This window comes from Bradyrhizobium sp. 6(2017) (genome assembly GCF_011058295.2).
Lineage (GTDB): Bacteria > Pseudomonadota > Alphaproteobacteria > Rhizobiales > Xanthobacteraceae > Bradyrhizobium > Bradyrhizobium septentrionale.
In genome coordinates this window covers 7,412,385-7,438,088 of record NZ_CP049289.2, presented here as the reverse complement: position 1 = coordinate 7,438,088, position 25,704 = coordinate 7,412,385, and the positions used below count along the sequence as shown (strand labels likewise).

The following is a 25,704-nucleotide window of genomic DNA, read 5'->3' as shown; positions in this document are numbered from 1 at the left end:
TCCGCGAGGCTAGCCGTGCGAGCGCGCGCGCCTCGCGGCTTGCTTCGCGCCCGCCGCGGCCTTCGCCTTCAGTACCGCGACCGGCAGATGGGCGAACAGCGTTGAAAGCTGAATCCTGCTTTCGCCGCCCGGGAGCGCATATCCGGCCACGTCGATCTCGCCCTCAAACGCCTCGGGGCGCGGCCAGCTGCGTCCGCCCTGGGTGAACGGCGCGAATGATTTCGCCACCGCGACGATGACCGCGTCGCGCCCATGGCGCCGTGCGAAGGCAATGACGTGGTCGCGATGCGGGCCGCCGACGGTGAGCGGTTGGTAGTCACCGTTGGCGAAGACGTCGCGCAGCTCGTTGCGCAGGCGCAGCAGATGCCGCGTCCAGGCGAATTTCAGGCGGCCGTCGCGCCAGCTCTGTGCCAGTGCATCCCAATCCGGCGTCTCCAGCGCCGCAAGCATTCCTGCGCGTTCGGCAAAGTCGACCGGACGGCGGTTGTCCGGGTCGACCAACGAAAGATCCCAGCTTTCGGTGCCCTGGTAGAAATCCGGCACGCCTGGCATCGTCGCCTTCAGCGTGATCTGGCTCAGCGAGTTCAGCGCCCCGATCAGCGCGGTGCGTTGCGCCAGCGTTTCCAGCGCGTCGAGGAATTCGGGCGAGGTCTTGCGATCGAGGATCCGCTCGATGAAGGTCTTGACACCGGCCTCATAGGGTTCGTGCGGATTGAGCCAGCTGGTCTCCTGTTTGCCCTCGCGTGCGGCTTTCAGCGCGTAGGCCTGGATGCGCGAGACGAGGGAGTCATCGTCCGGATCCCAGGCGCCGATCAGGGCTTGATATAGCATGTATTCGAATGTCGCCGATGGCGCGCGCATCTCGCCGCCGAGCACCAGATGCGGCGCGTTCAGGACCTTCCAGCGCGCCACCGCACTGGTCCATTCGCCGGGGATTTCCGCAAGCGCCATGATCCGCGCACGGGCGTCCTCGCCGCGCTTGGTGTCGTGGGTCGCGGTCGACGTCATGCCGTGCGGCCATTCGCTGATACGGGCCGTCATCATGGCGTGGAAGCGTTCGGGCGCGATCGCGCTCGCCGCGGGATCGCCGCCGACCTCGTTGAGCGCCAGCAGGCGGTGGTAGCGATAGAAGGTAGTGTCCTCCAGCGACTTGGCCATCATTGGCCCGGTGAATTGCTGCACCTTCAGCGCGAAGCGGCGCACCCGCGGCGCGCTGTGCGGGGGACGGCCGGGCTTCAGCAGGTCCATGGTCAGCGCGTCGCGCAGGAAATCGAAAATGCCTTCGTCGGCGGCGAACCAGTTGGCGCGGGCGCGCGCGATGGTCTCGTCGATCAGGGCGCGGTCATGTGCGGTCGGGCCGGAGGCGGTGAGATAGGTGCGATAGACCGGAAAGTGCAGCACGTAGAGCTCGAGTGCCTGCCGCAGACTGTCGGCGGAGAAGTCGCGCGAGGAATAATGGCCGCTGGCGATGCGCGCCAAAAGCCGCGCCAGCACGGTGAATTCGCTGGTCAGCAAGGTCTCCAGCACGCGCCGCTTGGCCGCGCGCAGCACCGGCGTCAGGTTCGGCGACTGGTTGCTGATCTGGCGCCAGATCTCGTTGAGCGGCTCGAGGCCCTTGGCATCGACCAGCACCTGGCTGATTGTGTTCATCCACTCATAGCCGGTGGTGCCGTGGACGCCGCTGAATTTCGTCAGCTTCTCGTCCTCGCCGAGGATCTTCTCGATCACCATGTAGAACGGCTTGGCCTTGGCGCCCTGCGCGGAGCGGATCAGGCGGCGGAGGCGATGGAAATATTGGGCGGGATCGCGCAGGCCATCGATATGGTCGAGCCGTAGGCCCTGCAGCCGGTCCTCTGCGATCAGGCGCTTCACCAGGCTGTGGCTCGCCTCGAAGGTGGCGGCGTCCTCGACGCGGAGGCCGGCCAGCGTGTTGACGTCGAAGAAGCGGCGATAGTTGATGTCGCTGGAAGCGAGCCGCCAGTGGCCGAGCTTGTAGTGCTGCCGCTCCAGCAGGTGATGCAACGCCAGCGTCTGGGCAGGGCGGTCCTCGCCGGCGCTGTAAGCATCGAGCCCGCGCGCGATGATCTCTGCGCTGCCCGCGATCGCCTTGATCCCCTCCTTCAGTGCCGGGGCCTCGACGCGGTTGGGGTGACGCAGTCCGCGATACCGGGCGGCGAGTTCGAGCATCGCGCGTCCGGCCGGACTGTCTTCGGCGGCGGCCTCGCGGACAATGGTCCGCAACACCTCGCCATAGCGCTCCGGCGCGATCGGCAGCCGGTGCTCGAAATACCAGGCCGAGAAGCTGCCTTCGCTTGCGTCGTAGCGCAGCGCGATCTCGCCGCGCTCCAGCGCCTGGCCATAGGACGAGCCGAGGATCGGCAGCAGCACGCCGCCGCGCGCGCGATAGGGCAGCAGGTCCCAGTCGATGTCGAACGAGGCCGCATGCGGCGACAGTGGTCCCCATTCCAGTACGTCGAGCCACCACGGATTGTCGGCGAAATGCACGCCGACATGGTTCGGCACGAAATCAAGAATCAGGCCGAGGTCGTTGCGCTTGAGCGCATTGCTGAGCCGCGCAAAGCCGTCTTCGCCGCCGAGTTCCGGGTTGAACTCGGTGTGGTCGACGACGTCATAGCCATGAGTCGAGCCCTTGCGCGCCTTCGTGAAGGGCGAGGCATAGAGATGGCTGATGCCGAGCGCCTTCAGATACGGCACGACGACGGTGGCGGCATCGAAGTCGAAATCGGCGGTGAGTTGCAGTCGGTATGTCGCGATCGGGATCGCCGAAGGCATTGTGCTATCCGATGTGCCAGCGCACCGCCCAGCCGGGGAGGTCGCTCGACAACGCGCCGCCCCAGATCGCAGTTCCCTTCGGTTCCGGCACGCCGGTGATGGCGCGATCCGACAGATTGGCTGTCAGCCGCAGCGTGCGGCCGTCTCCCATCTGCCAATGGGCGGTCAAGAGGTCACCCGCCACGCTGGCATCGCCGAAACGGGCTCCTGCAAGGCGCGGCGTGATCTCGCGCCGGCGTACAGCGAGCAGGTCACGCACCAGCGTGAGCCGCGCGCGGGCCGGATCGTGGCCGAGCGCCGCCCAGTCGAGCACCGCCGATCCCACCGTCTCGTCGGCGAGCGGATCGGGAATGTCGTCGCCATATTTGGCATAGGCCCAGGCGAACTCCTTGCGCCGCCCGGCGCGGACGGCGTTGGCGAGGTCGCCCTTGAAATCGCAGAAGAACGGGAAGGGCGTCGTCGCGCCCCATTCCTCGCCCATGAAGAGCATCGGCGTGGTCGGCGCGATCAGCGTGACCGCCAAGGCCGCCTCGACCGCTTCCGGTTTCGCAATGCTGACAAGGCGATCGCCGAGTGGCCGGTTGCCGATCTGGTCGTGGTTTTGCAGGAAGTTGATGAAGCAGGTCGGCGACAGCGCGCCGCTCGGCTCGCCGCGGGCCTTGCCGCCCCAGAACTCCGAGACTTCGCCCTGGTAGATGTAGCCGGACGACAGCGCGCGGGCGAGATCCTGCTTCGGCGCCCGGTAGTCGCCATAGTAGCCCTGCGTTTCGCCGGTCAGCAGCACGTGCCAGGCGTGATGATAGTCGTCGTTCCACTGTCCGCGGAATTTGCCGTGCGGCGGGTCTTCGGTGGCATCCAGCAGGCTTGCGATGTTGTCGCCATTCTCGAGCACGAGGTTGATCTGCCGGCCGGTCTCGGCGGCGAGCTTGCCCGCAGCCTTGCTGAAGTCATGGATGACGAAGATTTCGCCGGCTTCGACGATGGTGTTGACCGCGTCGAACCGCAGCCCGTCGAAGCGATAGTCGCGCAGCCAGCTCACCACGCTGCCGATCGCAAACGCGCGCACTTCTGGCACGCGATAATCGATCGCATTGCCCCACGGCGTATGCGCGTCGCTGAAGAAGGTGGGCGCATAGCGGCCGAGGTAATTCCCCTCCGGGCCGAAATGGTTATAGACCACGTCGAGCATCACCATCAGCCCGCGCAGATGCGCTTCGTCGATCAGCGTCTTGAGGTCGTCGGGGCGGCCATAGGCGCTGTCGGGTGCGTACCACAGCACGCCGTCATAGCCCCAGTTGCGCTTGCCTGCGAAATCCGCGAGCGGCATCAGTTCGAGCGCGGTGATGCCGGTCGCGACCAGGTGATCGAGCTTGTCGATCATGGCGCGGTAGGTGCCCTCCGGGGTGAAGGTGCCGACGTGAGCTTCGAGAATCACGGCCTCGTGCCAGGGACGTCCGCGCCACTCGGTCGCGCGCCATTTGAAGGCGGAGTGATCGATCACCTCGCTCGGGCCGAACACGTCGTCCGGCTGGAAGGCGGAGGCCGGATCGGGCACATCGACCTCGTCATCGACGCGGAATTTATAGCGCGTGCCGGCGCGCGCACCCGGGATTTCGGCGACATACCAGCCGGCGGCATCACGCGTCAGCGCGTGTGCGTCGCGGCTCCGCTCATCCGGCTTGTCGAGCAGCAGGTCGACGCGCTTGGCCGCGGGCGCCCAGAGCCGGAAGCGGGCGCCATCGGGTGTCAGCTCAGCGCCGAAATGCTGTGTGCTCATGCGGAGCCTGCAAATGCCAGCACCGAGCGCGGCGGTGCCGTGGCATCGGCGCCGGATGCGAATTGCTCCGCCGTTTGCTCCGCCCTGGTCGTGCTCAAGACCTGCTGCCAGCTGCTGTATTCCGCTATCCTCGGCATCCTGAACACGATCTCCTGCGGCGCGGCATTCAGCACGATAAAGATCGGCTCCTGCCCTGGTTCCATCGGCCCCAGCACGTAGGCGAGGAACCGGCTCTCCGGGAATTTCCAGTCGGATTCCTTCATCTCCTCGGCCGCGGGCGTCAACCACAATACGCCATAGCTGCCGTCGGTGCGGCGGCCGTCGAGCCAGCGCTGGCAGCGGATCTGGCCGAAGCGGCGGCGCAGCGCGGTGAGATGGCCGATGAAACCGATGGCGTCGTCGTCGGTGCCGAGGTTCTCCCAGCCGATCCAGCCGGTCTCATTGTCCTGGCAATAGGCGTTGTTGTTGCCCCCTTGCGTGTTGGCGACCTCGTCGCCGGCGAGGATCAGCGGCGTGCCCTGTGCGAGCAGCAGGCAGGCCAGCGCATTCTTCCGGAGCTGGCGGCGCAACGCGACGATGGCTGGATCGCCGGTCGGGCCTTCATGGCCGCAATTGTTGCTGTGATTGTCGTTGGAGCCGTCGCGGTTGTCTTCGCCATTGGCCTCGTTGTGCTTCTCGTTGTAGCTGAAGAGGTCGGCGAGCGTGAAGCCGTCATGCACCGTGACGTGGTTGACGCTGGCGCGGGTCGCGCGGTTGTCGTGGTGAAACAGGTCTGACGAAGCGGTCATGCGGCCCGAGATGTCGCCGACCAGGCTGCCTTCGCCGCTCCAGTAGCGCCGCATCGCGCTGCGATAGCGGTCGTTCCATTCCGACCATTGCGATGGGAACGCGCCGACCTGGTAGCCGCCGAGACCGAGGTCCCAGGGTTCGGCGACCATCTTCACGGTCGCCAGCACCGGGTCCTGGCGGATCGCGGCGAGGAAGGGATGGTTGCGATCGAACCCGTTCGGCCCGCGCGCCAGCGTGGTGGCGAGATCGAAGCGGAAGCCGTCGACATGGCAGACCTCGACCCAGTAGCGCAGCGAATCCATCACCATCTGCAGCACGCGCGGATGGGTGAGGTTGACCGAGCTGCCGCAGCCGGTGAAGTCGTCATAGAAGCGCGGGTTCTCGCGGTTCAGCCAGTAATAGGAGGCGTTGTCGATGCCGCGGAAGCTCAGCGTCGGGCCCATATGGTTGCCCTCGGCGGTGTGGTTGTAGACCACGTCGAGCAGCACCTCGATGCCGGCATCGTGCAGCCGCGCCACCGTGGTGCGGAACGAGTCGAGCGCATTGTCCTGGGCGTAGCGCGCCTCGGGTGCAAAGAAGGCGATGGTGTTGTAGCCCCAGTAATTCGAAAGCTTCTTCTCGACCAGCACGCGGTCGTCGATCAGGCCGTGGATCGGCAGCAGCTCGATGGTGGTGACGCCGAGCCGCTTGAGGTGATTGATCATCGCAGGCGACGACAAGCCGCCATAGGTGCCGCGCAAATTCGGCGGCACGTCCTCGCGCTTCTGCGTCAGGCCCTTGACGTGCGCCTCGTAGATGATGGTGTCTTCCCAGGGAATGTGCGGCCGGATCTCGCGGCGGCCCCAGTTGAAGGTCTCGTCGACCACGATCGCCTTCGGCATGCCGCGGGCATTGTCGCGCCGGTCGAATGAGAGATCCTCGCGCGCGCTGCCGGTGCGATAGGCGAAATGCGCATCGCTCCACACCAGCCGGCCGGCGAGCCGCTTGGCATAGGGATCGAGCAGCAGCTTGTTGGCGTTGAAGCGGTGGCCGCGCTCCGGCGCATACGGCCCGTAGACGCGATAGCCGTAGAGCTGGCCGGGCGAGACATCGTTGAGGTAGCAGTGCCAGACGTCCTCGGTGCGCTCCGGCAGCTCGATCCGCTCGAGCTCGCGGCGGCCCTGGCCGTCGAACAGGCACAGCTCCACCTTCTCCGCATTGGCCGAGAACAGCGCAAAATTGGTGCCTCTGCCGTCCCAGCTTGCACCAAGCCGCGCGGACGTTCCCCCGCTCAGTCGCATGAATCAGCTTTCCGGTACGAGGAAGATCGCAGCCAGCGGCGGAATGGTCAGGTTCAATTCCGGCGTGGCGCCCTCCGAGGTACGCACCTCGCCGACATTGCCGACATTGGTGCCGCCGTAATGTGCGGAATCCGAGTTGAGCACCTCGTGCCACTTGCCCGCGAACGGCACGCGGACCCGATAGTTGCGATAGACGTTGGGCGAGAAGTTTGCGACCACGAGGCAGCGTGCGCGCGCATCATTGCCCTTGCGGATCCAGGCGAACACATTGTTGTTGGCGTCGTCGGTGATGACCCATTCGAAGCCGGCCTGGTCGCAGTCCAGCTCATGCAGTGCCGGCAGCGCGCGATAGAGCCGGTTGAGGTCGCGGATCAGGTTTTGAACGCCCCGGTGTTTCGGCTGGTCGAGCAGGTGCCAATCGATCGAGTGATCGTGATTCCACTCGCGCTCCTGACCGAATTCGCAGCCCATGAACATCAGCTTCTTGCCGGGGTGCCCGAACATGAAGCTGTAATAGCCACGCAGATTGGCAAAGCGCTGCCATTCGTCGCCGGGCATGCGGCCGAGGATCGAACGCTTGCCGTGCACGACCTCGTCATGCGACAGCGGAAGGATGAAGTTCTCCGAGAAGGCGTATTGCAGGCCGAACAGGATGTCGCCATGATGGAATTTCCGGTGGATGGGATCCTTGCTGATGTATTTCAGCGTGTCGTGCATCCAGCCCATGTTCCACTTGTAGCCGAAGCCGAGCCCGCCATATTCGACGGGACGCGACACCTGCGGCCACGCGGTGGATTCTTCCGCTGCGGTCGTCGCCTGCGGAAAATGCGCGAACAGCTCGGTGTTGAAGCGGCGCAGGAATTCGATCGCTTCGATGTTCTCCCGGCCGCCATATTTGTTCGGGATCCAGCCGCCCGCGGGACGGCTGTAGTCGAGATAGAGCATGGAGGCGACGGCATCGACGCGCAGCCCGTCGATGCCGTAGCGCTCGAGCCAGAACAGCGCGTTCGACACCAGGAAGTTGGTGACCTCGGTGCGCCCGTAATTGTAGATCAGCGTGCCCCAATCGAGATGACGGCCCTGCAACGGGTTGGCGTGCTCGTAGAGCGCGGTGCCGTCGAAATGGCCGAGGCCGTGCGGATCGTCGGGGAAATGCCCGGGGACCCAGTCGAGCAGCACGGCGAGGCCTGCACCATGGCAGGCATCGATCAGCGCGGCGAAATCATCGGGTGAGCCGAAGCGGCTGGTCGGCGCGAACATGCCGGTCGGCTGGTAGCCCCAGGAGCCGTCGAACGGATGCTCTGATATCGGCAGGAATTCGATATGGGTAAAGCCCATGTCGCTGGCGTAAGCCGGAAGCTGCTCTGCCATCTCGCGATAGGTCAGCCACTCATTGCGGCCCTTGCGCCGCCACGACCCGAGATGGACCTCGTAGATCGACATCGGCGAGCTCAGCGCATTGACGCGATCGGGCGCCGGGCGCGGGTGCGGGATCTTGCGCTCATCGATCACGATCGAGGCGGTCTTCGGACGCACCTCGGCGGCGAACGCCAAGGGATCGGACTTCAGCGGCAGATGTTGGCCGTTCCGCGCGACGATCTCGAACTTGTAGTGGTCGCCGACGCGCGCACGCGGGATGAACAGCTCCCAATAGCCTGGGCCGCGCACCCGCATCGGATGACGCCGTCCGTCCCAGAAATTAAAGTCGCCGACCACGCTGACCCGCCGCGCATTCGGTGCCAGCACCACGAAGCCGATGCCGTCCACGCCGTCGAGCGTCATCGGATGCGCGCCGAGCGTGTCGTAGACGCGCTGATGGGTGCCCTCGCCGAGCAGGTAGAGATCGAAATCGCTCAGGATCGGCGGAAAGCGGTAGGCATCCTCGAGCTCGACCACATTGTCGCCGAAGCGGGCGCGGAGCTGGTAGCGCGTCGAACCGTTCGGCAGGGGACCCGCGAACAGGCCGGAATCATGGATTTTGGCCAGCGGCGCCGCCTCGCCATGCTCGCCGATCGCCTCGACATTGCTGGCATCAGGCAGGAACGCGCGCACGACGCTGTGATCCCCCTCGGTGTGCAGCCCGAGATAGTGGAAGGGATCGGAGTGGCGGCCCTCGATGATGGCATAGGCCTCGGCGGGCAATTTGGTCATGCAACCTCATGCGGCTGTTGGGCCAGGAGTCTCAACAGGCCAGTCAGTGGGACGCGGAGCCAATCTGGCCGGTTGGCCAGCTCATACTCGATCTCGTAGAAGGCTTTCTCAAGCAGGAAAAAGTTGAGCAGGCGATCGGCCGCCCTGGCATCTGTAGGCCACAGCCGCTGGCCGGCCATGGTCTCGCGATAGGCCGCCAGCAGGGCATCCGCAGCCTGGTCGCGCCATTCGGCCAGAGCAAGGCTCAGCCTGCCGCTCTCGTCGGGCGCGACCTTGAGCGCCCGCTCCAGCGCGGCAGTCGCCGCATAGTCGATCGAGCGGATCAGGCCGGCGACATCGCGCGCCGGCGGCGCCTTGCGGCGGCGCTCGGCGATGGTCCGGCCGGGGCCGCCGTCGAAATCGATGATGAAGACGTCGTCCTTAACGACCAGCAACTGGCCAAGATGCAGGTCGCCATGATGGCGGATGTTGAGCCCGTCGGTCTCGCGCGGTAGCAGCGCCTTGAGGCGCTCCGGCAGCATGTCGTGCTGGGCCTGCAACTGATCGGCCAGCAGCCGCTCGGCCTCTTTCAGCGAGCCGCGCCGCTGCTTCAGCGTGTCGAACACGCGCTCGGCGCGCGCCATGATCTCATCGTTCCAGCGCTGCAGGTCCTCCGGCCTGGTCGGCTCGGGCGCGAAGTCCGGCAGGTCTCGGTTGCTGGCAAGTGCGATATGCAGCTCGGCGAGGCGTTTTCCGCTGTGCGCCATGTGGCGCAGCCAGGTGGCATGATCGCCGTTTTCCGACGGGTGTTCGCTCACCGCGAGCAGGCGCTGCCGTTCGACCAGGCGGTCGAGATGGGCGGCGGCGACCGCCCAGAGCTCGCCCTGGTTGACAACCATCGCATGCAGAACGGCGATGGCGCTACGCTTGTCGCCCTCGAGCAGCTCGGCGGTGCCGAGCAGGGCGGGACTGTTCAGAAAGCCGACCACTTCGGTGAGGAAGCGGCCCATCTCGATCTCGGGATTGATGCCGACCTCGAGCTTCCGGTAAATCTTGGTGACATATTCATTGTCGACCAGCGCGGTCGAGTGCGGCTGATCGTTCTCGAACACACGGATCCGCTCCGGCTGCCGCACCGGCCGGTCGGAGAAGCGGCTGGTCGGCCGGAATTCGAGCTTCAGGCCCTGCTCGCTTTCGTCGACCGTGAGGTTCTCTCTGAGATTGCGCAGGAACAGGCCGGTGAAAATCTGGTCGGTGGCGACATCAAGCAGCGTGCCCTCGCGCGCACCCTGGCGCACGGCGGCGAAGGCGCGCGGATTGTAGCGCTCGCGGTCGAAGCGCACCCACTCGATCTGCATCGGCAGCACGTAGCGGCTGGTGGTACCGCGCTGCGTCGTTTCGAAGCAGATGAGCCAGGGCCGGTTGTCGCCGATGTCGCAGAACGGGATCGCGGACACCAGCGCCGCCTGGATCGCCTTGGCCGAATGCTCCGGGTACCATCGCGTCCGGGCGAGATGGCCAGGCAGCACATCGTGCTCGAACACGCCGCGCTCCCGCGCCAGCGAGGTCCAGGTTGAACCGAGCGGCACCACCAGCGTCTCGAATTCCGGCACCGCCCGCGGCGTCACCGGCTCGGACTTGTCGCGCTCTTGCAGCTGGAACCAGTAGAAACCGTAGGGCGCGAGCGTGATCATGTAGGGCAGCTCGCCGATCGCCGGGAAGCGTGTGCGTCCGAGCATCTCGAGCGGAATGCGGTCCTTGAAGGCGGAGAGGTCGAGCTCGGTGGCCTGCGCCGAGCGCGATAGATTGGCGACGCACAGGATCGTTTCGCCCTGGTACTGGCGGACATAGGCGAGCACCGAGCGGTTCTCGGGGCGGATGAAGGTCATGGTGCCGCGCCCGAAGGCGAGCGTCGACTTGCGCACTGCGATCAGCCGCTTGGTCGCCGACAGCAGCGACGATAGGCTGCGCGACTGCGCCTCGACATTGACGGATTCGTAGCCGTAGACCGGGTCCATGATCATCGGCGCGTAGAGCCGCGCGGGATCGGCGCGAGAGAAACCGCCGTTGCGGTCCGGCGACCACTGCATCGGCGTCCGCACGCCGTTGCGGTCGCCGAGATAGATGTTGTCGCCCATGCCGATCTCGTCGCCGTAATAGATGATCGGCGTGCCGGGGAAGGACAGCAGCAGCGAGTTCATCAGCTCGATCTTGCGGCGGTCGTTATCCATGAGTGGTGCAAGGCGTCGGCGAATGCCGACGTTGATGCGGGCACGCGGATCGTTGGCGTAGGTCGACCACAAATAGTCGCGCTCGACGTCGGTGACCATTTCCAGGGTCAGCTCGTCGTGATTGCGCAGGAACAACGCCCACTGGGCCGCGGCCGGAATGTCGGGCGTCTGCCGCAGGATGTCGGTGATCGGGAAACGATCCTCCTGCGCGATCGCCATGTAGATGCGCGGCATCAGCGGGAAGTGATAGGCCATGTGGCATTCGTCGCCATGGCCGAAATATTCCTGCACGTCCTCCGGCCATTGATTGGCCTCGGCCAGCAGGATCTTGCCCTTGGCATAGGCGTCGAGCTCCTGGCGCAGCCGCTTGATGATGGCATGCGTCTCCGGCAGGTTCTCGTTGTTGGTGCCGTCGCGCTCGCATAGATAGGGAATGGCGTCGAGCCGGAAGCCGTCGACGCCGGTGTCGAGCCAGCGCTTCATCACCTGCACGATGGCGCGCACAACGCGCGGATTGTCGAAATTCAAGTCCGGCTGGTGCGAGAAGAAGCGGTGCCAGTAGAACTGGCCGGCTTCCGGATCCCAGGTCCAGTTCGACTTTTCCGTGTCCGTAAAAATGATCCTTGTATCGAGGTATTTCTGGTCGGTGTCGCTCCAGACGTACCAGCTTCGCGCGCTCGAATTCGGCGGGCTGCGGCGTGCGCGCTTGAACCAGGCGTGCTGGTCCGAGGTGTGGTTGACGACGAGCTCGGTGATGACGCGCAGGCCGCGCTTCTTGGCTTCCTGGATGAAGCGCTTGAAGTCCTTCATCGTCCCGAAATCGGGATTGATGTCGCCATAGTCGCCGATGTCGTAGCCGTCGTCGCGGCCGGGCGAGGGATAGAACGGCAGCAGCCACAGCGCGGTGACGCCGAGCTCCTGCAGATACCCGAGCTTCTCCGTCAGCCCCGTGAAATCGCCGATGCCGTCATTGTTGCTGTCGGCGAACGCCTTGACGTGCAGCTGGTAGATGATGGCGTCCTTGTACCACAGCTGGTCCGCGGTCTCGGTCGCGACCTTCTCCTGGGTATTGACGGAGGAGAATACGTTCATGTCGGCTCCTTCAGGCGACACAGCGCAACAGCAGCGCGGGATCGCGCGCAGGATCGATGCGTAGACGGACGCCTCCCCATTCGAGCGCATGGCGCTCGCCAGTGACAAGGTCTTCCACTTCCGTGACGGGGCGGCGAGCTTCGCCACGGCCGACCATGACGTCGCCGAGCGGAAGCCAGACCTCACGCGGCTCTGGCGACAACGCAATCGCGGCCGCGATCACATTGGTCTGATCGGTCGCCTGCTTGACGAAGCCGATCACGCCGCCGTCATCGGCATTGATAAAGCGCAGATCCGCGAATTGTTGCAAGGCCGGATTGGCACGCCTGATCCGATTGAGGGCGGCGATATAGGGCTTGATGTTCCCCGCCTGATCCCAGTCGCGGACCCTGATCTCGCATTTCTCGGAGTTGAGATACTCCTCGCGGCCGGGGACCGGCGTGTGCTCGAGGAGCTCGAAGCCGCTGTAGATGCCGTAGCTGCTTGAGAGCGTCGCGGCCAGCGCGACACGCGACTTGAACATCCAGGATTCGCCGCTTTGCAGGTGGAAAGGCAGGATGTCTGGTGTGTTGACGAAGAAATTCGGCCGAAAGAAGTCACGCTCGGGATAGCCGATCAACTCGCCGAGATATTGCTCGAGCTCGACGCGCTGCGTGCGCCAGGTGAAATAGCTGTAGGACTGCGTGAAGCCGAGCTTGGCGAGACCGTTCATCAGTTTCGGCCGTACGAAGGCCTCTGCCAGGAAGAGCACATCCGCATCGCGGTCCTGCACCTCGCGGATCAGCCATTCCCAGAATGCCAGCGGCTTGGTGTGCGGATTGTCGGCCCGGAAGATCTTGACGCCCTGCTCGACCCAGAACAGCACGACGTCGCGCAATGCGCGCCACAACTCGCCGGCATCCTCGCAGCCGAAATCGGGGTTGACGACATCGTCCCAGCGCTGCGGCGGATGTTCGGCCGTGCGCATCGATCCGTCCGGGCGCCGCTTGAACCATTCTGGATGCTCGGTCAGCCAGGGATGGTCGGGCGAGCATTGCACGGCAAAATCAAGCGCGACCTCGAGGCCGTGCATCTCGCATGCCGCTACAAAAGCGCGGAAATCGTCGAGCGTACCGAGCTGTGGATGCACGGCGTCGTGGCCGCCCTCGGCCGCGCCGATCGCATAGGGGCTTCCGGGATCGCCTAGCTGCGCAATGGCGGCGTTGTTGCGGCCTTTGCGGTGTTGCTGCCCGATCGGATGGATCGGCGCCAGCAGCGCGACGTCAAAGCCCATCGCGGCGATGTCGGGAAGCCGCGCGATGCAATCGTTGAAGGTCGCATGCACGCCCGGCGTCTTGCCTGATGTCTTGCCCTGGCTGCGCGGAAACATCTGGTACCACGCGCCGGTGCGGGCCCGCGGCCGGTCCGCGGTCAGAGGGTAGAGCTGCGATCGCACCAGGTCGCGGCGAAACTGGCTGCCCGCCATCGCCTCCCGCAATTCCGGCGCGAGCAGCGCGCCGGGCTCGCCGGTCTGCAGAAAGATCTCGCACTGCCTGATGATGACGGCGGCTGCCGCAGGTCCCCCGGCCTGCGCCTGGGTCAGCATGCCAGCGCCCTCGAGCGCGTCCAGCGTGTGGTCGCTGCCGTCGCGTTGCTTCTGCTCGAAGCGATGCCGCCAGCTGGCGAATTGGTCGGTCCAGGCTTCGATCGCGAACGAGTAGCGGCCGGGCCGCTCGGGCACGAAGGCGCCGCCCCAGCGGTCGTCACTGTGCAGCGTCATCGGCGCGACCTGCCACTCGCCGTCGCCCTCGCGCCGCCACACCAGTGCCGCTGATATCACGTCATGTCCGTCACGGTAGATGTCGGCCCACACCTCGACGGCTTCGCCCGCGATGCGCTTGACCGGAAAGCGGCCGCCATCAACCGACGGATAGACATCGGTGATATGAAAAGTGCCGTGGGCACTCTCGACAGGCCGGGCGGTTTTGTTCACGGTGATGCCGCCATTGAATAGGCAAATGAAGTCCCCGCGCCGGGAAGGAGGCGCGCCAGATCCATATAGAAAGCCGCTCGTCGGACAATGGTTCCCGGCGGGAACGCCTGATAGGGTAGAGCGTTGAACATCAACTATCCCTTTCCCGTATCTGTACAATTTAGCAACGATCCCAATACCGTTGCGAGCAAGTAGCGTGCCGAATGGACCTTTACGCCAAAGCCCAGACCCTGGGAATCCAGACCGAGTATATCGATGGTAGCGGTCACCGCCGTGTGACAACCCGCGAGGCGCTCACCGCGATCCTCGACGCGTTGCCGCCCCAGCCGCCGCGGCGGATCGTCGCCGATCCGGTGGTCATCCGCGCCGGCCACGGCACCCGAGATGGCGGGCGAACACAGCTCTCGGAGGCGGCCCAGCTGCCGGTGCGCTGGAAGATCATGAATGGCACCGGCGTCCTCGCGCAAGGTGAGACGCGTGAGCGGAGTGTGACGTGGCCGTCCGGTCTGGGCGAAGGCGTGCACCGGTTGCAGCTATCCGACGCATCGGGCAGCGAGGAGCTGCCGCTCCTGGTGGCTCCGGAAGGCGCGTTCGGCGGCGAGTTCGATCGCTGCTGGGTGATCGCGGTCCAGCTCTACGGCGTGCGGTCATCGCGCAACTGGGGCATCGGCGACTTCACCGATCTCGAAGGCCTGCTCGCATTCGCCCGCCGGCTCGGTGCCGACGGCATCGGGCTCAACCCACTGCATGCGCTGTTCGACGACCGGCCCGGCGATTGCAGCCCATATTCGCCGAACAGCCGGCTGTTTCTCAACGCGCTCTATATCGACGTCGAGAAGATTGCCGAATTCCGCATCGATGCGGAGACGCAAGCCGCGCTGGCGCACCTGCGCTCCCACGACATGGTCGACTATGTCGGCGTGGCGGCGCTGAAATGGCGGGCGCTGCGGGCGGCCTTTGCCGCCTTCAAGGCCAACCCCGGGCTCGGCCGCTGGCAGGATTTTGAGGATTATCGCAAGGAGCAAGGCGCGCTGCTGACGCGCTTCGCCTGCTTCGAGGTGATCAGGCACAAGCTCAACACGCCGTGGTGGGAATGGCCGGACGAATGGCGGCAGCCCAATGACTCCGCCTGCAGCAAGCTGCATCGCGCGCGCGACTCGGCCGCCGAGGTCGAGTTCGTCGAATTCGTGCAATGGACCGCGGACCGCCAGCTCGGCGCCTGCCAGGCGCTCGCGCACAAGCTCGGCATGCGGGTCGGGCTTTATCTCGATGTTGCGGTCGGCGTGCAGTCGGATGGCTTCGACGCCTGGAACGAGCAGACCGCGATCTCGCGCCATCTCGGCGTCGGCGCGCCGCCGGACCCGCTCAACACCGCGGGTCAGGACTGGGGACTTGCCGGCTTCAACGCCGCGGGCCTCGAACAGCGCGCCTTCGAGCCATTCAGGCAGATGTTGCGCGCCTCGATGCACCATGCCGGCGCGATCAGGCTCGACCATGCCTTCGGGCTCAAGCGGCTCTATCTGGTGCCACGCGGCTTCGGCCCGGCCAATGGCGCCTATGTGCTGATGCCGTTCGAGGCGCTGCTGGCGGCGACCGCGCAGGAGAGCACAGCCAACCGCTGCGTCGTGATCGGCGAGGACCTCGGCACCGTCCCCGAAGGCTTCCGCGAGCAGATGAACGGCTGGGGCGTCTGGTCCTATCTCGTGATGATGTTCGAGACGGACGACCAGGGCGTCTTCCGCAATGCCGACTATTATCTGCCGAACGCACTGGTCACCTTCAACACCCACGACCTCTCGACCTATGCCGGCTGGCGCTCGTTCAGCGACCTCAAGACCAAGCGCGCGCTCGGGATCGATCCCGGCGAGACCGACGAGGGGCGCTGGCACGCGCTCGGCCAGCTCGACGAGGTGCTGCGCCGGCACGACATCCACAGCCACGATTTCTGTTCGGTGGCGAGCTTCCTGGCGCGGACGCGATCGCGGATGATGGCGGTGTCGATGGAGGATCTGCTCGGCATCGTCGATCAGCCGAACATCCCGGGCACCGTCTACGAGCATCCGAACTGGAAACGGCGGCTGCCGGTCTCGCTTGAGCATCTCGCGTCGGCGATCGACATCGACGCGCTCAAGCGCGCAACCCGGGAACGGTCGCACGCCTGACAACGCGGAGCACGGCGCGTGGCTTCTCGGATCGAAGACTACGGACTGATCGGGGACTGCGAGACCGCGGCGCTGGTCGGCCGCGACGGGTCGATCGACTGGCTGTGCTGGCCGGCATTCGATTCCGACGCCTGCTTCGCGGCGCTGCTTGGCACGCCGAGGAACGGCCGTTGGCTGCTGGCGCCCGCCGGGGAGATCAGGCGGACCTCGCGCCGCTATCGGGACGATACGCTGATCCTGGAGACGCGGTTCGAGACCGAAGGCGGCGTGGTCGACCTGATCGACTTCATGCCGCCGCGCGGCCACGCCTCCGACGTGGTGCGTCTGGTTCGCGGCATCAGCGGCCGCGTCAGGATGCATATGGAGCTGGTGATCCGCTTCGGCTTCGGTGTCGATGTCCCCTGGGTGAAGAAGAACCCCGACGGCGAGGGGCTGCTGGCGATCAGTGGCCAGGACATGACGGTGTTGCGCACGCCGGTCGAAACCCGCGGCAAGGATCTGACCACGATCGCCGATTTCGAGGTCGGCGCGGGTGACACCGTGCCGTTCGTGCTGACCTACGGAGCGTCCTATCGGCCGGTGCCCCAGCCGATCGATCCCGAGGCGGCGCTGAAGGATACCGAAGACTACTGGAAGGAATGGTGCAGCCGCTCGACCTATGACGGCGGCGATCAACGCGACCTCGTGATGCGCTCGCTGATCACGCTGAAGGCGCTGACCTTCAGGCCGACCGGCGGCATCGTCGCGGCGCCCACCACCTCACTGCCGGAAAAGCTCGGCGGCGCGCGCAACTGGGACTACCGGTTCTGCTGGCTGCGCGACGCCACCTTCACGCTGCTGGCGCTGATGAATTCGGGCTACACCGAGGAGGCCGCGGCCTGGCACAATTGGCTGCTGCGGGCCGCGGCCGGCGCGCCCGCCAATATGCAGATCATGTATGGCATCCTGGGGCAGCGGCGCCTGCTGGAATGGGAGGCCGGATGGCTGCCCGGCTATGAAGGCGCGCAGCCGGTCCGCGTCGGCAACGCCGCGCATGCGCAACTGCAGCTCGACGTCTATGGCGAGCTGATCGATGCCTTCCATCAGTCCCGCATGGCCAAGCTGAAGCTCGACGAGGAGAACTGGTCGCTGGAATGCACCGTCGTCAATCATCTCGCCGAGGTCTGGGACCAGCCGGATCACGGCATCTGGGAGCGCCGCGACCAGCCAAGACATTACGTGTTCTCCAAGGTGATGTGCTGGGTCGCCTTCGACCGCGCCATCAAGAGTGCCGAGCGGTTCGGCTTCAAGGCGCCGCTGCTGAAATGGCAGGTGCTGCGCGAGGCCATCCATCGCGATGTCTGCCAACGGGGCTTCGATCCCGGCCTCAACAGCTTCGTCGAGAGCTATGGCTCAAGGCTGCTCGACGCCAGCCTGCTGCTGCTGCCGTCGGTCGGCTTTCTGCCGCCAGCCGATCCGCGCATCCGCGGCACGATCGAGGCGGTCGAGCGGCACCTGATGCGCGACGGCTTCGTGCTGCGGCACGATCCGCGCGAAGTCTCCGATGAGATCCAGCCGATCGAGGGCGCGTTCCTGGCCTGCAGCCTGTGGCTCGCCGACGCCCATGTGCTGGCGGGCGATGTCGACAAGGCGCAGACCATGTTCGACCGCGTGGTGGCGGTCGCCAACGATCTCGGGCTCCTGGCGGAGGAGTTCGACAGCGGCGCCGGCCGGCAGACCGGCAATTTCCCGCAGGCGCTGACCCATATCGCGCTGATCAACACCGCACACAATCTCAGCGACGCCCGGGCGGCCGCCGAGAAGCCGGCGGTGCAGCGGTCGACCTGATCGTGGCTTTTGCTTTGCGCATTAACGGCCCAGCGTCAGCACCACATCCATCGCCCGGGCGAAACCGTCGTGCTCGTTGGTTTCGGTCACATGCGTGGCGCGTGCCTTGACGTCATCGCTGGCATTGCCCATCGCAAAGGAGACGCCGCTTCTCGCGAACATCGGCAGATCGTTCTGCATGTCACCGATCGTGGCGACATTCTCGAGCGACACGCCAAGGCGTTTCGCGATGCCCTCGACGAAGGTGCCCTTGTCATGACCGGGCGGGGTGACGTCGAGATAGTAGGTCTGCGAGCGGACCGCGGTCGCATCATTGCCGACCATCTGCTGCATTTCCGCCTCGCAGCGCTGCAGCAGGGCGGCATCCGAACTCGCGCCGACGATCTTGCAGGCCTGGCCGAGATAGGGCGTGAAGTCGTCGACGATGGTCGGATCGTGCTTGATGGTGTGCTGCTCGTGGGCGGTGTACTCGCCGTTGGGATTTCGCGTCAGCCAGCGATCGTTGGTGAACAGCCAGATGTCGACGCCATAGTTGCGCAACAGGTCGACGCAGCCTTTCGCCGTCGCTGCAGGGATCAAATGCTGCTCGAGCGGCTTCATTTGCGGATCGACGATCGAAGAGCCGTTGAAGGCGCCGATCGGCTGCGTGATCGCGAGCGGCGCGACCAGGAAGCTCATCCCGATCGTCGGGCGGCTGGAGACGATGGTGAAGCCGATGCCGGCCTCATGCAGCCTGCGCACCGCCGCCCTGGCGTCGTCGGTCAGGGTCTTGGTCTTGGTGAGCAGCGTGCCGTCGACATCGGACACGACAAGGGCGATGCGGGTCATGGGCGATCCAGCTTCAGTTGACTGACAATGTCTTCGATGATGGCTTCGACCGAGCGGTCGATCGCAACCGTGATCGGGCGTTCATCCGGCGTCGGCGGCTCCAGCGTGCGGAACTGGCTGGCGAGGAGCCCCGGCGGCATGAAATGGTCCTTGCGTGCGGCGAGCCGCGCCGCGATCAGCTCCTGCGTGCCATCGAGAAAGACGATGCGGACATCGTCGCGGCCATGCAGCAGGATGTCGCGATAGGCGCGCTTCAGCGCGGAGCAGGCGATCACGGCACGTTCGCGGACGCCGCAAATGCGATCGATCTCATCGGCGATCGCGCGCAGCCAGGGCCAGCGGTCCTCGTCGGTGAGCGGCTGGCCGGAATGCATCTTCGCGACATTGCTTGGCGGATGAAAACTGTCGCCATCCTCGAAGCGCCAGCCGATCCTGATCGCGAGGCGATCGGCGATGGTGCTCTTGCCCGAGCCGGAGACGCCCATCACGACCAGTGCGCAGGGGTTTTGCCCGTCAGCCAAGACAGTCACCCAAGAAAATCCTCCGGCAGCGCGGCGTGATCTATCAGCCAGACGGTTTCGCCCTGCGATCGCGCGCGGTTTGCCGGCAGGTTCTCGCCCGCGAACAGGCGCGTCAAGATCGCGCGCTTGCTTTCGCCTGCTACCTCGAACAGAATCTCGCGGCAGGAGGCGAGGGCGGGCAAGGTCAGCGACACGCGCGGCACGAACGGCTCGACATTGGCCTTGGGCACGCCGACCACCCAGCGCCGGGTTTCCTCGACCGCAGGGTAGCCGGGAAACAGCGAGGCGGTGTGGCCATCGGGCCCGATGCCCATCAGCACCAGGTCGAACAGCGGCCGCGCCGGATCGAGCTGCTCGGCGCCGTAGAACGCCATCAGCTCGTTCTCATACAGCGCCGCGCTGACGTCGGGATCCCTGAGGTCGGCAGTGTCGGTTGCGATCGGGTGCACATTGGCGGCCGGGGCACAGCGGTCGAGGAAGGCCTCGCGCGCCATGCTCATATTGTGCAGCTTGTCCTTGCGCGGCACCAGGCGTTCGTCGCCGATGAACCAGTCGACGCGGTCCCATGGAATCCTCTCACGATAATCCGGCGTCGCCAGCAGTTGGTAGAGCGCCTTGGGGCTGGAGCCGCCGGTGAGACATACCGCGATCCGGCCGCTGTTCTCGGCAAGCCTCGCGATCACCCGTTCGGCGGCGGCATGCGCCAGTGCCGCCGGATCGGCGACTGTGATGATCTTGCGCTCGCCGCCGGTAGCCATGATCAGCCGAGCTTCCGCCAGCTGCGGCCGTCGCGCGTCAGTAGCGCGTTGGCGGCCTCCGGGCCTTCGCTGCCGGCCTTGTAGGGTTGCAGGCCGCGCCCGCCGGCGCTCTTCCAGGCGTCGAGGAAGGGCTGCACTGCCTGCCATCCGGCCTCGACGCTGTCGGCACGCTGGAACAGCAGATTGTCGCCGATCATGCAGTCATAGATCAGCGTCTCGTAGCCGGTCGACGGCTCGGCCTTGAAGTAGTCCTTGTAGCGGAACTTCATCTCGACGCCGTCGATATTGATGGTCGGGCCCGGCACCTTGGTGTTGAACTGCAGCTCGATGCCTTCGGTCGGCTCGGTGGAGATGACCAGGTAATTCTGCGACAGACGGTCGACCGCCGTATCGCGGAACATCGCGAACGGCGCCTGCTTGAACTTGATCGCGATCTCGGTGCGCTTGCTGGTCAGCGCCTTGCCGGTGCGCAGGTAGAACGGCACGCCGGCCCAGCGCCAATTGTCGATAGTCAGCTTCAGTGCGGCATAGGTCTCGGTCGAGCTGCCGGGCTTGACGTCAGGTGTTTTGAGATAGTCCTCGATCTCGGTGTCGCCGATCCGGCCGGCGCGGTATTGGCCGCGCACCGAATTGGACAGCGCCTCCTGCTCGCTCTGGGTCTGGATCGCGCTCAGCACCTCGGCCTTCTCGGAGCGTACGGCGTGGGCATCGAAGCGCGCCGGCGGCTCCATCGTCACCAGCGACAGCAGCTGGAACAAATGGTTCGGCACCATGTCGCGCAGCGCGCCGGTGGCGTCATAGAAGCTGCCGCGATGGCCGACGCCGAGCTTCTCGTCCACGGTGATCTGGATGTGGTCGATGTGGTTGCGATTCCAGATCGGCTCGAACATGCCGTTCGCAAAGCGCAGCACCAGGATGTTCTGGACGGTTTCCTTGCCGAGATAATGGTCGATCCGGTAGATCTGGTGCTCGTCCATCAGCTTCAGCAGCGCGGCGTTCAGCGCCTTGGCCGATGCCAGATCGGTGCCGAACGGCTTCTCGATGATCAGCCGCCGCCAGGCGCCGTTCTCCTCCAGCATGCCGGTGCGTCCGAGCTGTTCGCTGATCGGCAGGAAGGCGCTCGGTGGAGTCGCGAGATAGAACAGCCGGTTGCCGCCGGTGTCGCGCGCCGTCTCGAGCCTGTCGAGCCGTTCGTTCATGGCATCGAACGACGCAGGATCGCGCGGATCGGCCTCGACCGAGGTGACACATTCGAACAGCCGCTTCGCGATCGCCTCATCCACCGGGCGGGTGGCGAATTTGCGAAGGCCCTGCATCAGGCTGTCGGTCAGCTGCTCGCTCGACATCCCCTTGCGGACAATGCCGACGACGCAGAATTTGTCCGGCAACAGATTGCCTGCGGCAAGATTGTAGAGCGCCGGGACGACCAGCCGGTGTGTCAGATCACCGGTAGCGCCGAAGATGATGAAGGAGCAGGGATCGGGTTTCTTCTGCACGTGACCTTCCGCGGTTATGTTCCAGAGCCCCCGTTCCGATTGAATCGGAACGGGGGCTCCAGGTTCTGGTTTTGACGCGTTTTCTTCACGCGAACCGGTGCCCATCCCGCATCAAATGCGGGACAGGCTTCGCTCGAAAACGCTCTAAGCCTTCTTCGGCGGCTCCTTGTGGCCGCCGAAACCTGCGCGCATCGCCGAGAGGATCTTCTCCGCGAAGGTGTGATCCTTGCGCGAGCGGAAGCGGGTGTAGAGCGCAGCCGTCAGCACCTCGGCCGGCACCGCCTCATCGATCGCGGCATTGACGGTCCAGCGGCCTTCGCCGGAATCCTCGACAAAGCCGGAATAATTGTCGAGCGTGTGGTTGTGCGCCAGCGCCGAGGCGGTGAGGTCGAGCAGCCAGGACGGGATCACGCTGCCGCGCCGCCAGACTTCCGCGATGTCGGCGATGTCGAGATCGAACCGATGCTCCGGCGGCAACGCCTCGATATTGGCGTTCTTCAGGATGTCGAAGCCTTCGGCATAGGCCTGCATCAGGCCGTATTCGATGCCGTTGTGGATCATCTTGACGAAATGGCCGGCGCCGACAGGACCGGCGTGGATGTAGCCCTGCTCGATCCTGGCATCACGGCCCTCGCGGCCGGGGGTGCGCGGGATGTCGCCGTTGCCTGGCGCCAGCGTCTTGAAGATCGGGTCGAGCCGATCGACCACGCCCTTGTCGCCGCCGATCATCATGCAATAGCCGCGCTCGATGCCCCAGATGCCGCCGCTGGTGCCGACATCGACATAGTGCAGCCCGCGCTCCCTGAGCGCCTTGCCGCGGCGGACGTCGTCCTGCCAGAAGGTGTTGCCGCCGTCGATGATGACGTCGCCGGGCTGCATCAGCTTTGCGAGCGCGTCGATGGTGGTTTCGGTGATCTTGCCGGCCGGCAGCATCACCCAGGCGGTGCGCGGCGGTTCCAGCTTGAGGACGAAATCCTCCAGCGACGAGGCGCCGGTGGCATTGTCCGCCACCAGCGCCGCGACCGCCTTGGGATCCTTGTCATAGACCACAGTGGTATGGCCCTGGGTCATCAGGCGGCCGACGATGTTGCCGCCCATCCGCCCGAGGCCGATCATGCCGAGTTGCATCCTCGCCTCCGTCAGTTCAACGCAGCCGAGATCGCGGCGTCGAGCGCCGCGAGCCCGGAGGCGAGGTCGCCCTTGAGATGCACGCGCAGTGCCCGCCGGCCGCGCTCGGTGAGCACGTCGAAATCGCCGCGCGCCTGCGCCGCCTTGATCACGCCGAAGCTCGCTTTCTGGCCGGGCACCGGCAGGTCCTGGGCATCGTCGGTCGTGACCTGCAGGAACACGCCGCTGTCGGGGCCGCCCTTGTAGGCCTGCCCGGTCGAATGCAGGAAGCGCGGGCCGAACTCGGCGCAGGTAGCGAGGTGCTTGGCATCGCGGACCTTCAGCCGCATCGCCTGCATGGCGTCGATGGTGTCGCCGTCGCGCTCGATATAGGCGAGCAGCGCGACATAGTCGCCGCGGCCGGAGCGCGAGAGATGGGCCTTGATCCAGGAATTGAGGTCGCCATTGGCGCCGGCCTTGCGCAGATCCTCGGCGTTCTGCGCATCGGTGTAGAGATCGACCCCGTCGGCGGACACCACCGGCTGCTCGGCCGGCAGCGATCCGGTCTTCTCGAAGGCTGCCGTCAGCTCGCGCGTCTTGATCTTGGCGGCCTCGACATCGGGCTGGTTGAACGGGTTGATGCCGAGGATGGAGCCTGCCACCGCGGTCGCGATCTCGAACCGGAAGAACTCCTGGCCGATATGGTCGATCGACTTCATCACGATGCGCACGACGGGATGACCCGCGGCCTCCAGCGCGGCGAGTTTTCCCTCATGGGCAGCATCGTGCTCGCCCTCGGTGCGCAGGTCGATGAAGAAGCGGTCGTTGCCGTAGACCGCGGCGTCACCGATCGTCTCGCCCTCGATCGGGATCAGGCCCTTGCCGTCCTTGCCGGTGGATTCCGCGATCAGCTGCTCGGCCCAGGCGCCGAAATCGGCGACGTCAGGCGAGGAGAAGATCGTCACCTTGTCGCGGCCGTCGAGCCCGGCGATGCCCATCGCAAACCCGAGCTGCACGCCCGGGTTTTCCTGCGGCGGCACGTCGGCCCCGCAGGAGCGCACCATGGCGAGGGTATGGCCGAGCAGGCTGCGGACGTCGATGCCTGCGGCGGCCGCCGGCACCAGGCCGAACGGCGACAGCACGGAATAGCGGCCGCCGATCGCAGGATCCCCGTAGAAGATACGGGCGAAACCCTGCTTGATCGCGACCTTCTGCAGCGATGAGCCTGGATCGGTCACCGCGATGAAACGATGGCCGGCCAAATCCTTGCCGATCGCCTTGGCCACCCGATCGAAGAAATAGTCCTTCATCACGTTCGGCTCGGTGGTGCCGCCGGATTTGGAGGAGACGATGAATAGCGTCCTGGAGATGTCGACATACTCCTCCATCGCGCGCACCTGCGCCGGGTCGGTGGAGTCGAGCACGTGCAGCCGCGGGAAGCCTGTGCGGTGCGGGAAGGTTTGCGCCAGCACCTCCGGCCCGAGGCTCGATCCGCCCATGCCGAGCACGACGGCGTCGGTGAAGTTCTGCCATTTCACGCGCTGCGCGAAATCCTCGTAGTCGGCCACATCGGCAGAGGCCGCACTGGTCAGCCAGCCCAGCCATTTGTTCTCGTCGTCGCCGGTCCAGACCGACTTGTCCTTCTGCCACAGCCGTCGGATCTTGGCCGAGGCGCGCCATTCCTCCGCGCTCTTCTCGACCGCCTTCTCGATCGTGGCGCCGAGTACGAGCTTCTGGTGGTCGATGCCGCCGCCGAGCGAGGTCGCGCGCTTGTGGGCAACCGCGCCGTAAAGCTTGTCGGCCGCATCGGCGAACAGTTTGACGCCGTCCTTGACCAATTCCTCGGTGATTGCATCGAGCGAGATGCCGGACTTCTCCAGCTCCTCCAGCACGTGACGGGCGTCGTCGACATTCTCCTCGAGGCTGTCGCGCACCTTGCCGTGATCGCGGAACGCGTCGAGCGTTGCCGGCGGCACGGTGTTGACGGTGTCGGGGCCGATCAGCTCCTCGACATAGAGCACGTCGCTGTAGTCCTTGTTCTTGGTGCCGGTGGACGCCCACAACAGCCGCTGCGGCTTGGCGCCCTTGGCCTTGAGCTTGTCCCAGCGCGCGCCCGAGAACAGGCGCTTGTAGTCCTGGTAGGCGAGCTTCGCATTTGCGATCGCGACCTTGCCCTTCAACGCCGCGAGCCGCTCCTTTTCGTGCGGATCGTTGGCCTTCGCGATCTTCTCGTCGAGCTGCTTGTCGACGGCAGAGTCGATGCGGCTGACGAAGAAACTCGCGACGCTTGCGATATGGGAGGGGTCGCCGCCCTTGGTGACGTATTTTTCCAGGCCCTTGAGATAGGCCTCCGCGACCTGGCGGTAGACCTCCTGCGAGAACAGTAGCGTGATATTGATGCTGATGCCTTCGCCGATCAGATACTCGATCGCAGGCAATCCCTCCGGCGTCGCCGGCACCTTGACCATCAGGTTCTTGCGGTGGACGTCCTTCCAGAGCCGCTCGGCCTCCGCGATCGTGCCCTTGGTGTCCATCGCGAGATAGGGCGACACTTCGAGGCTGACGAAGCCGTCGCCGCCGTGGCTTTTGTCGTAGACCGGGCGCAGCACGTCGGCGGCGTGCTGGATGTCCTCGACCGCGAGATGCTCGAACAGGTCGGCGACCGAGCGGTCGCCCTTCTTGAGGGCCTGGCCGATCGCGCCGTCATACTCGTCCGAGCTGCCGATCGCCTTCTCGAAGATCGAGGGATTGGACGTCACGCCTTTGACGCCGTCGGTCTCGATCAGCCGCTTCAGGTCACCCTTGGCGACGAAGCCGCGGGCGAGGAAGTCCAGCCAGACGGCCTGGCGGTGATTTTCGAGTGCTTTGACGGGGTTCATGGGTGCCTGTTCTCGTTCGATCGAGGGTCGATTTTTGGGTTCCCGGGCAGCTTTCGGGGGCA

14 protein-coding genes are annotated in these 25,704 nt (G+C 65.5%); 2 read left to right on the top strand and 12 right to left on the bottom strand.

Features of this window, described 5'->3' with window-relative positions; translation table 11 throughout:
• Nucleotides 1–9 precede the first annotated feature (9 nt).
• The 6 genes from treY to G6P99_RS35330 are packed head-to-tail and all read right to left on the bottom strand — an operon-like array spanning nt 10 to nt 14,064.
• Nucleotides 10–2,793 (bottom strand): malto-oligosyltrehalose synthase, encoded by a 2,784-nt coding sequence (gene treY / locus G6P99_RS35355; protein WP_029079075.1) that lies wholly within the window; start codon nt 2,791–2,793, stop codon nt 10–12.
• Nucleotides 2,794–2,797: 4 nt separating this feature from the next.
• The gene (gene treZ, locus G6P99_RS35350; RefSeq protein WP_165125252.1) at nt 2,798–4,570 is read right to left on the bottom strand and encodes a malto-oligosyltrehalose trehalohydrolase; all 1,773 of its coding nucleotides are present in this window, start codon (nt 4,568–4,570) and stop codon (nt 2,798–2,800) included.
• Nucleotides 4,567–6,639: a glycogen debranching protein GlgX gene (gene glgX, locus G6P99_RS35345; RefSeq protein WP_029079073.1), complete on the bottom strand. Its 2,073-nt coding sequence runs from the start codon at nt 6,637–6,639 to the stop codon at nt 4,567–4,569. The genes treZ and glgX overlap by 4 nt, the downstream gene beginning before the upstream one ends.
• 3 nt (nt 6,640–6,642) lie before the next feature.
• Nucleotides 6,643–8,790, bottom strand: coding sequence for a 1,4-alpha-glucan branching protein GlgB (glgB, locus tag G6P99_RS35340; protein WP_029079072.1), 2,148 nt, complete (start codon nt 8,788–8,790; stop codon nt 6,643–6,645).
• Entirely contained in the window at nt 8,787–12,092 is a 3,306-nt protein-coding gene (gene treS, locus G6P99_RS35335; protein ID WP_029079071.1) for a maltose alpha-D-glucosyltransferase, read from the bottom strand. The genes glgB and treS overlap by 4 nt, the downstream gene beginning before the upstream one ends.
• Nucleotides 12,093–12,102: 10 nt before the next feature.
• Nucleotides 12,103–14,064 carry an alpha-1,4-glucan--maltose-1-phosphate maltosyltransferase gene (locus G6P99_RS35330; RefSeq protein WP_029079070.1) on the bottom strand — a complete coding sequence of 654 codons (1,962 nt, stop codon included), beginning with the start codon at nt 14,062–14,064 and terminating at the stop codon, nt 12,103–12,105.
• 203 nt (nt 14,065–14,267) lie between these two features.
• Here G6P99_RS35330 and malQ point away from each other — a divergent pair, with 203 nt between their 5' ends.
• On the top strand, nt 14,268–16,226 hold the full coding sequence (gene malQ, locus G6P99_RS35325) for a 4-alpha-glucanotransferase (protein WP_029079069.1): 1,959 nt from the start codon (nt 14,268–14,270) through the stop codon (nt 16,224–16,226).
• An 18-nt stretch (nt 16,227–16,244) separates the two neighbouring features.
• Complete coding sequence (locus G6P99_RS35320; protein ID WP_029079068.1) at nt 16,245–18,053, top strand: glycoside hydrolase family 15 protein; 1,809 nt, start codon at nt 16,245–16,247, stop codon at nt 18,051–18,053.
• Between the two features lie 21 nt (nt 18,054–18,074).
• On the opposite strand, the gene G6P99_RS35315 is transcribed toward G6P99_RS35320, so the two are convergent.
• From G6P99_RS35315 to G6P99_RS35290, 6 genes are all read right to left on the bottom strand, one after another.
• Nucleotides 18,075–18,881 (bottom strand): HAD family hydrolase, encoded by an 807-nt coding sequence (locus tag G6P99_RS35315; RefSeq protein WP_165125249.1) that lies wholly within the window; start codon nt 18,879–18,881, stop codon nt 18,075–18,077.
• Nucleotides 18,878–19,366, bottom strand: coding sequence for a gluconokinase (locus G6P99_RS35310; RefSeq protein ID WP_156928426.1), 489 nt, complete (start codon nt 19,364–19,366; stop codon nt 18,878–18,880). The genes G6P99_RS35315 and G6P99_RS35310 overlap by 4 nt, the downstream gene beginning before the upstream one ends.
• Before the next feature lie 41 nt (nt 19,367–19,407).
• Entirely contained in the window at nt 19,408–20,160 is a 753-nt protein-coding gene (pgl, locus tag G6P99_RS35305; protein WP_029079065.1) for a 6-phosphogluconolactonase, read from the bottom strand.
• A 2-nt stretch (nt 20,161–20,162) separates the two neighbouring features.
• On the bottom strand, nt 20,163–21,656 hold the full coding sequence (zwf, locus tag G6P99_RS35300) for a glucose-6-phosphate dehydrogenase (RefSeq protein ID WP_245284550.1): 1,494 nt from the start codon (nt 21,654–21,656) through the stop codon (nt 20,163–20,165).
• Nucleotides 21,657–21,800: 144 nt separating this feature from the next.
• Nucleotides 21,801–22,784: a phosphogluconate dehydrogenase (NAD(+)-dependent, decarboxylating) gene (gnd, locus tag G6P99_RS35295; RefSeq protein WP_029079063.1), complete on the bottom strand. Its 984-nt coding sequence runs from the start codon at nt 22,782–22,784 to the stop codon at nt 21,801–21,803.
• A gap of 11 nt (nt 22,785–22,795) precedes the next feature.
• Complete coding sequence (locus G6P99_RS35290) at nt 22,796–25,642, bottom strand: bifunctional transaldolase/phosoglucose isomerase (RefSeq protein ID WP_165125246.1); 2,847 nt, start codon at nt 25,640–25,642, stop codon at nt 22,796–22,798.
• Between the last annotated feature and the right edge of the window lie 62 nt (nt 25,643–25,704).

Bases quoted from the DNA above. Each gene is read 5' to 3' on its own strand.
- pgl (WP_029079065.1), bottom strand. From the start codon at position 20,160: ATGGCTACCGGCGGCGAGCGCAAGATCATCACAGTCGCCGATCCGGCG.
- G6P99_RS35310 (WP_156928426.1), bottom strand. From the start codon at position 19,366: ATGGGCGTCTCCGGCTCGGGCAAGAGCACCATCGCCGATCGCCTCGCG.
- glgX (WP_029079073.1), bottom strand. From the start codon at position 6,639: ATGCGACTGAGCGGGGGAACGTCCGCGCGGCTTGGTGCAAGCTGGGAC.
- treS (WP_029079071.1), bottom strand. From the start codon at position 12,092: ATGAACGTATTCTCCTCCGTCAATACCCAGGAGAAGGTCGCGACCGAG.
- treZ (WP_165125252.1), bottom strand. From the start codon at position 4,570: ATGAGCACACAGCATTTCGGCGCTGAGCTGACACCCGATGGCGCCCGC.
- treY (WP_029079075.1), bottom strand. From the start codon at position 2,793: ATGCCTTCGGCGATCCCGATCGCGACATACCGACTGCAACTCACCGCC.
- G6P99_RS35290 (WP_165125246.1), bottom strand. From the start codon at position 25,642: ATGAACCCCGTCAAAGCACTCGAAAATCACCGCCAGGCCGTCTGGCTG.
- malQ (WP_029079069.1), top strand. From the start codon at position 14,268: ATGGACCTTTACGCCAAAGCCCAGACCCTGGGAATCCAGACCGAGTAT.
- G6P99_RS35315 (WP_165125249.1), bottom strand. From the start codon at position 18,881: ATGACCCGCATCGCCCTTGTCGTGTCCGATGTCGACGGCACGCTGCTC.
- gnd (WP_029079063.1), bottom strand. From the start codon at position 22,784: ATGCAACTCGGCATGATCGGCCTCGGGCGGATGGGCGGCAACATCGTC.
- glgB (WP_029079072.1), bottom strand. From the start codon at position 8,790: ATGACCAAATTGCCCGCCGAGGCCTATGCCATCATCGAGGGCCGCCAC.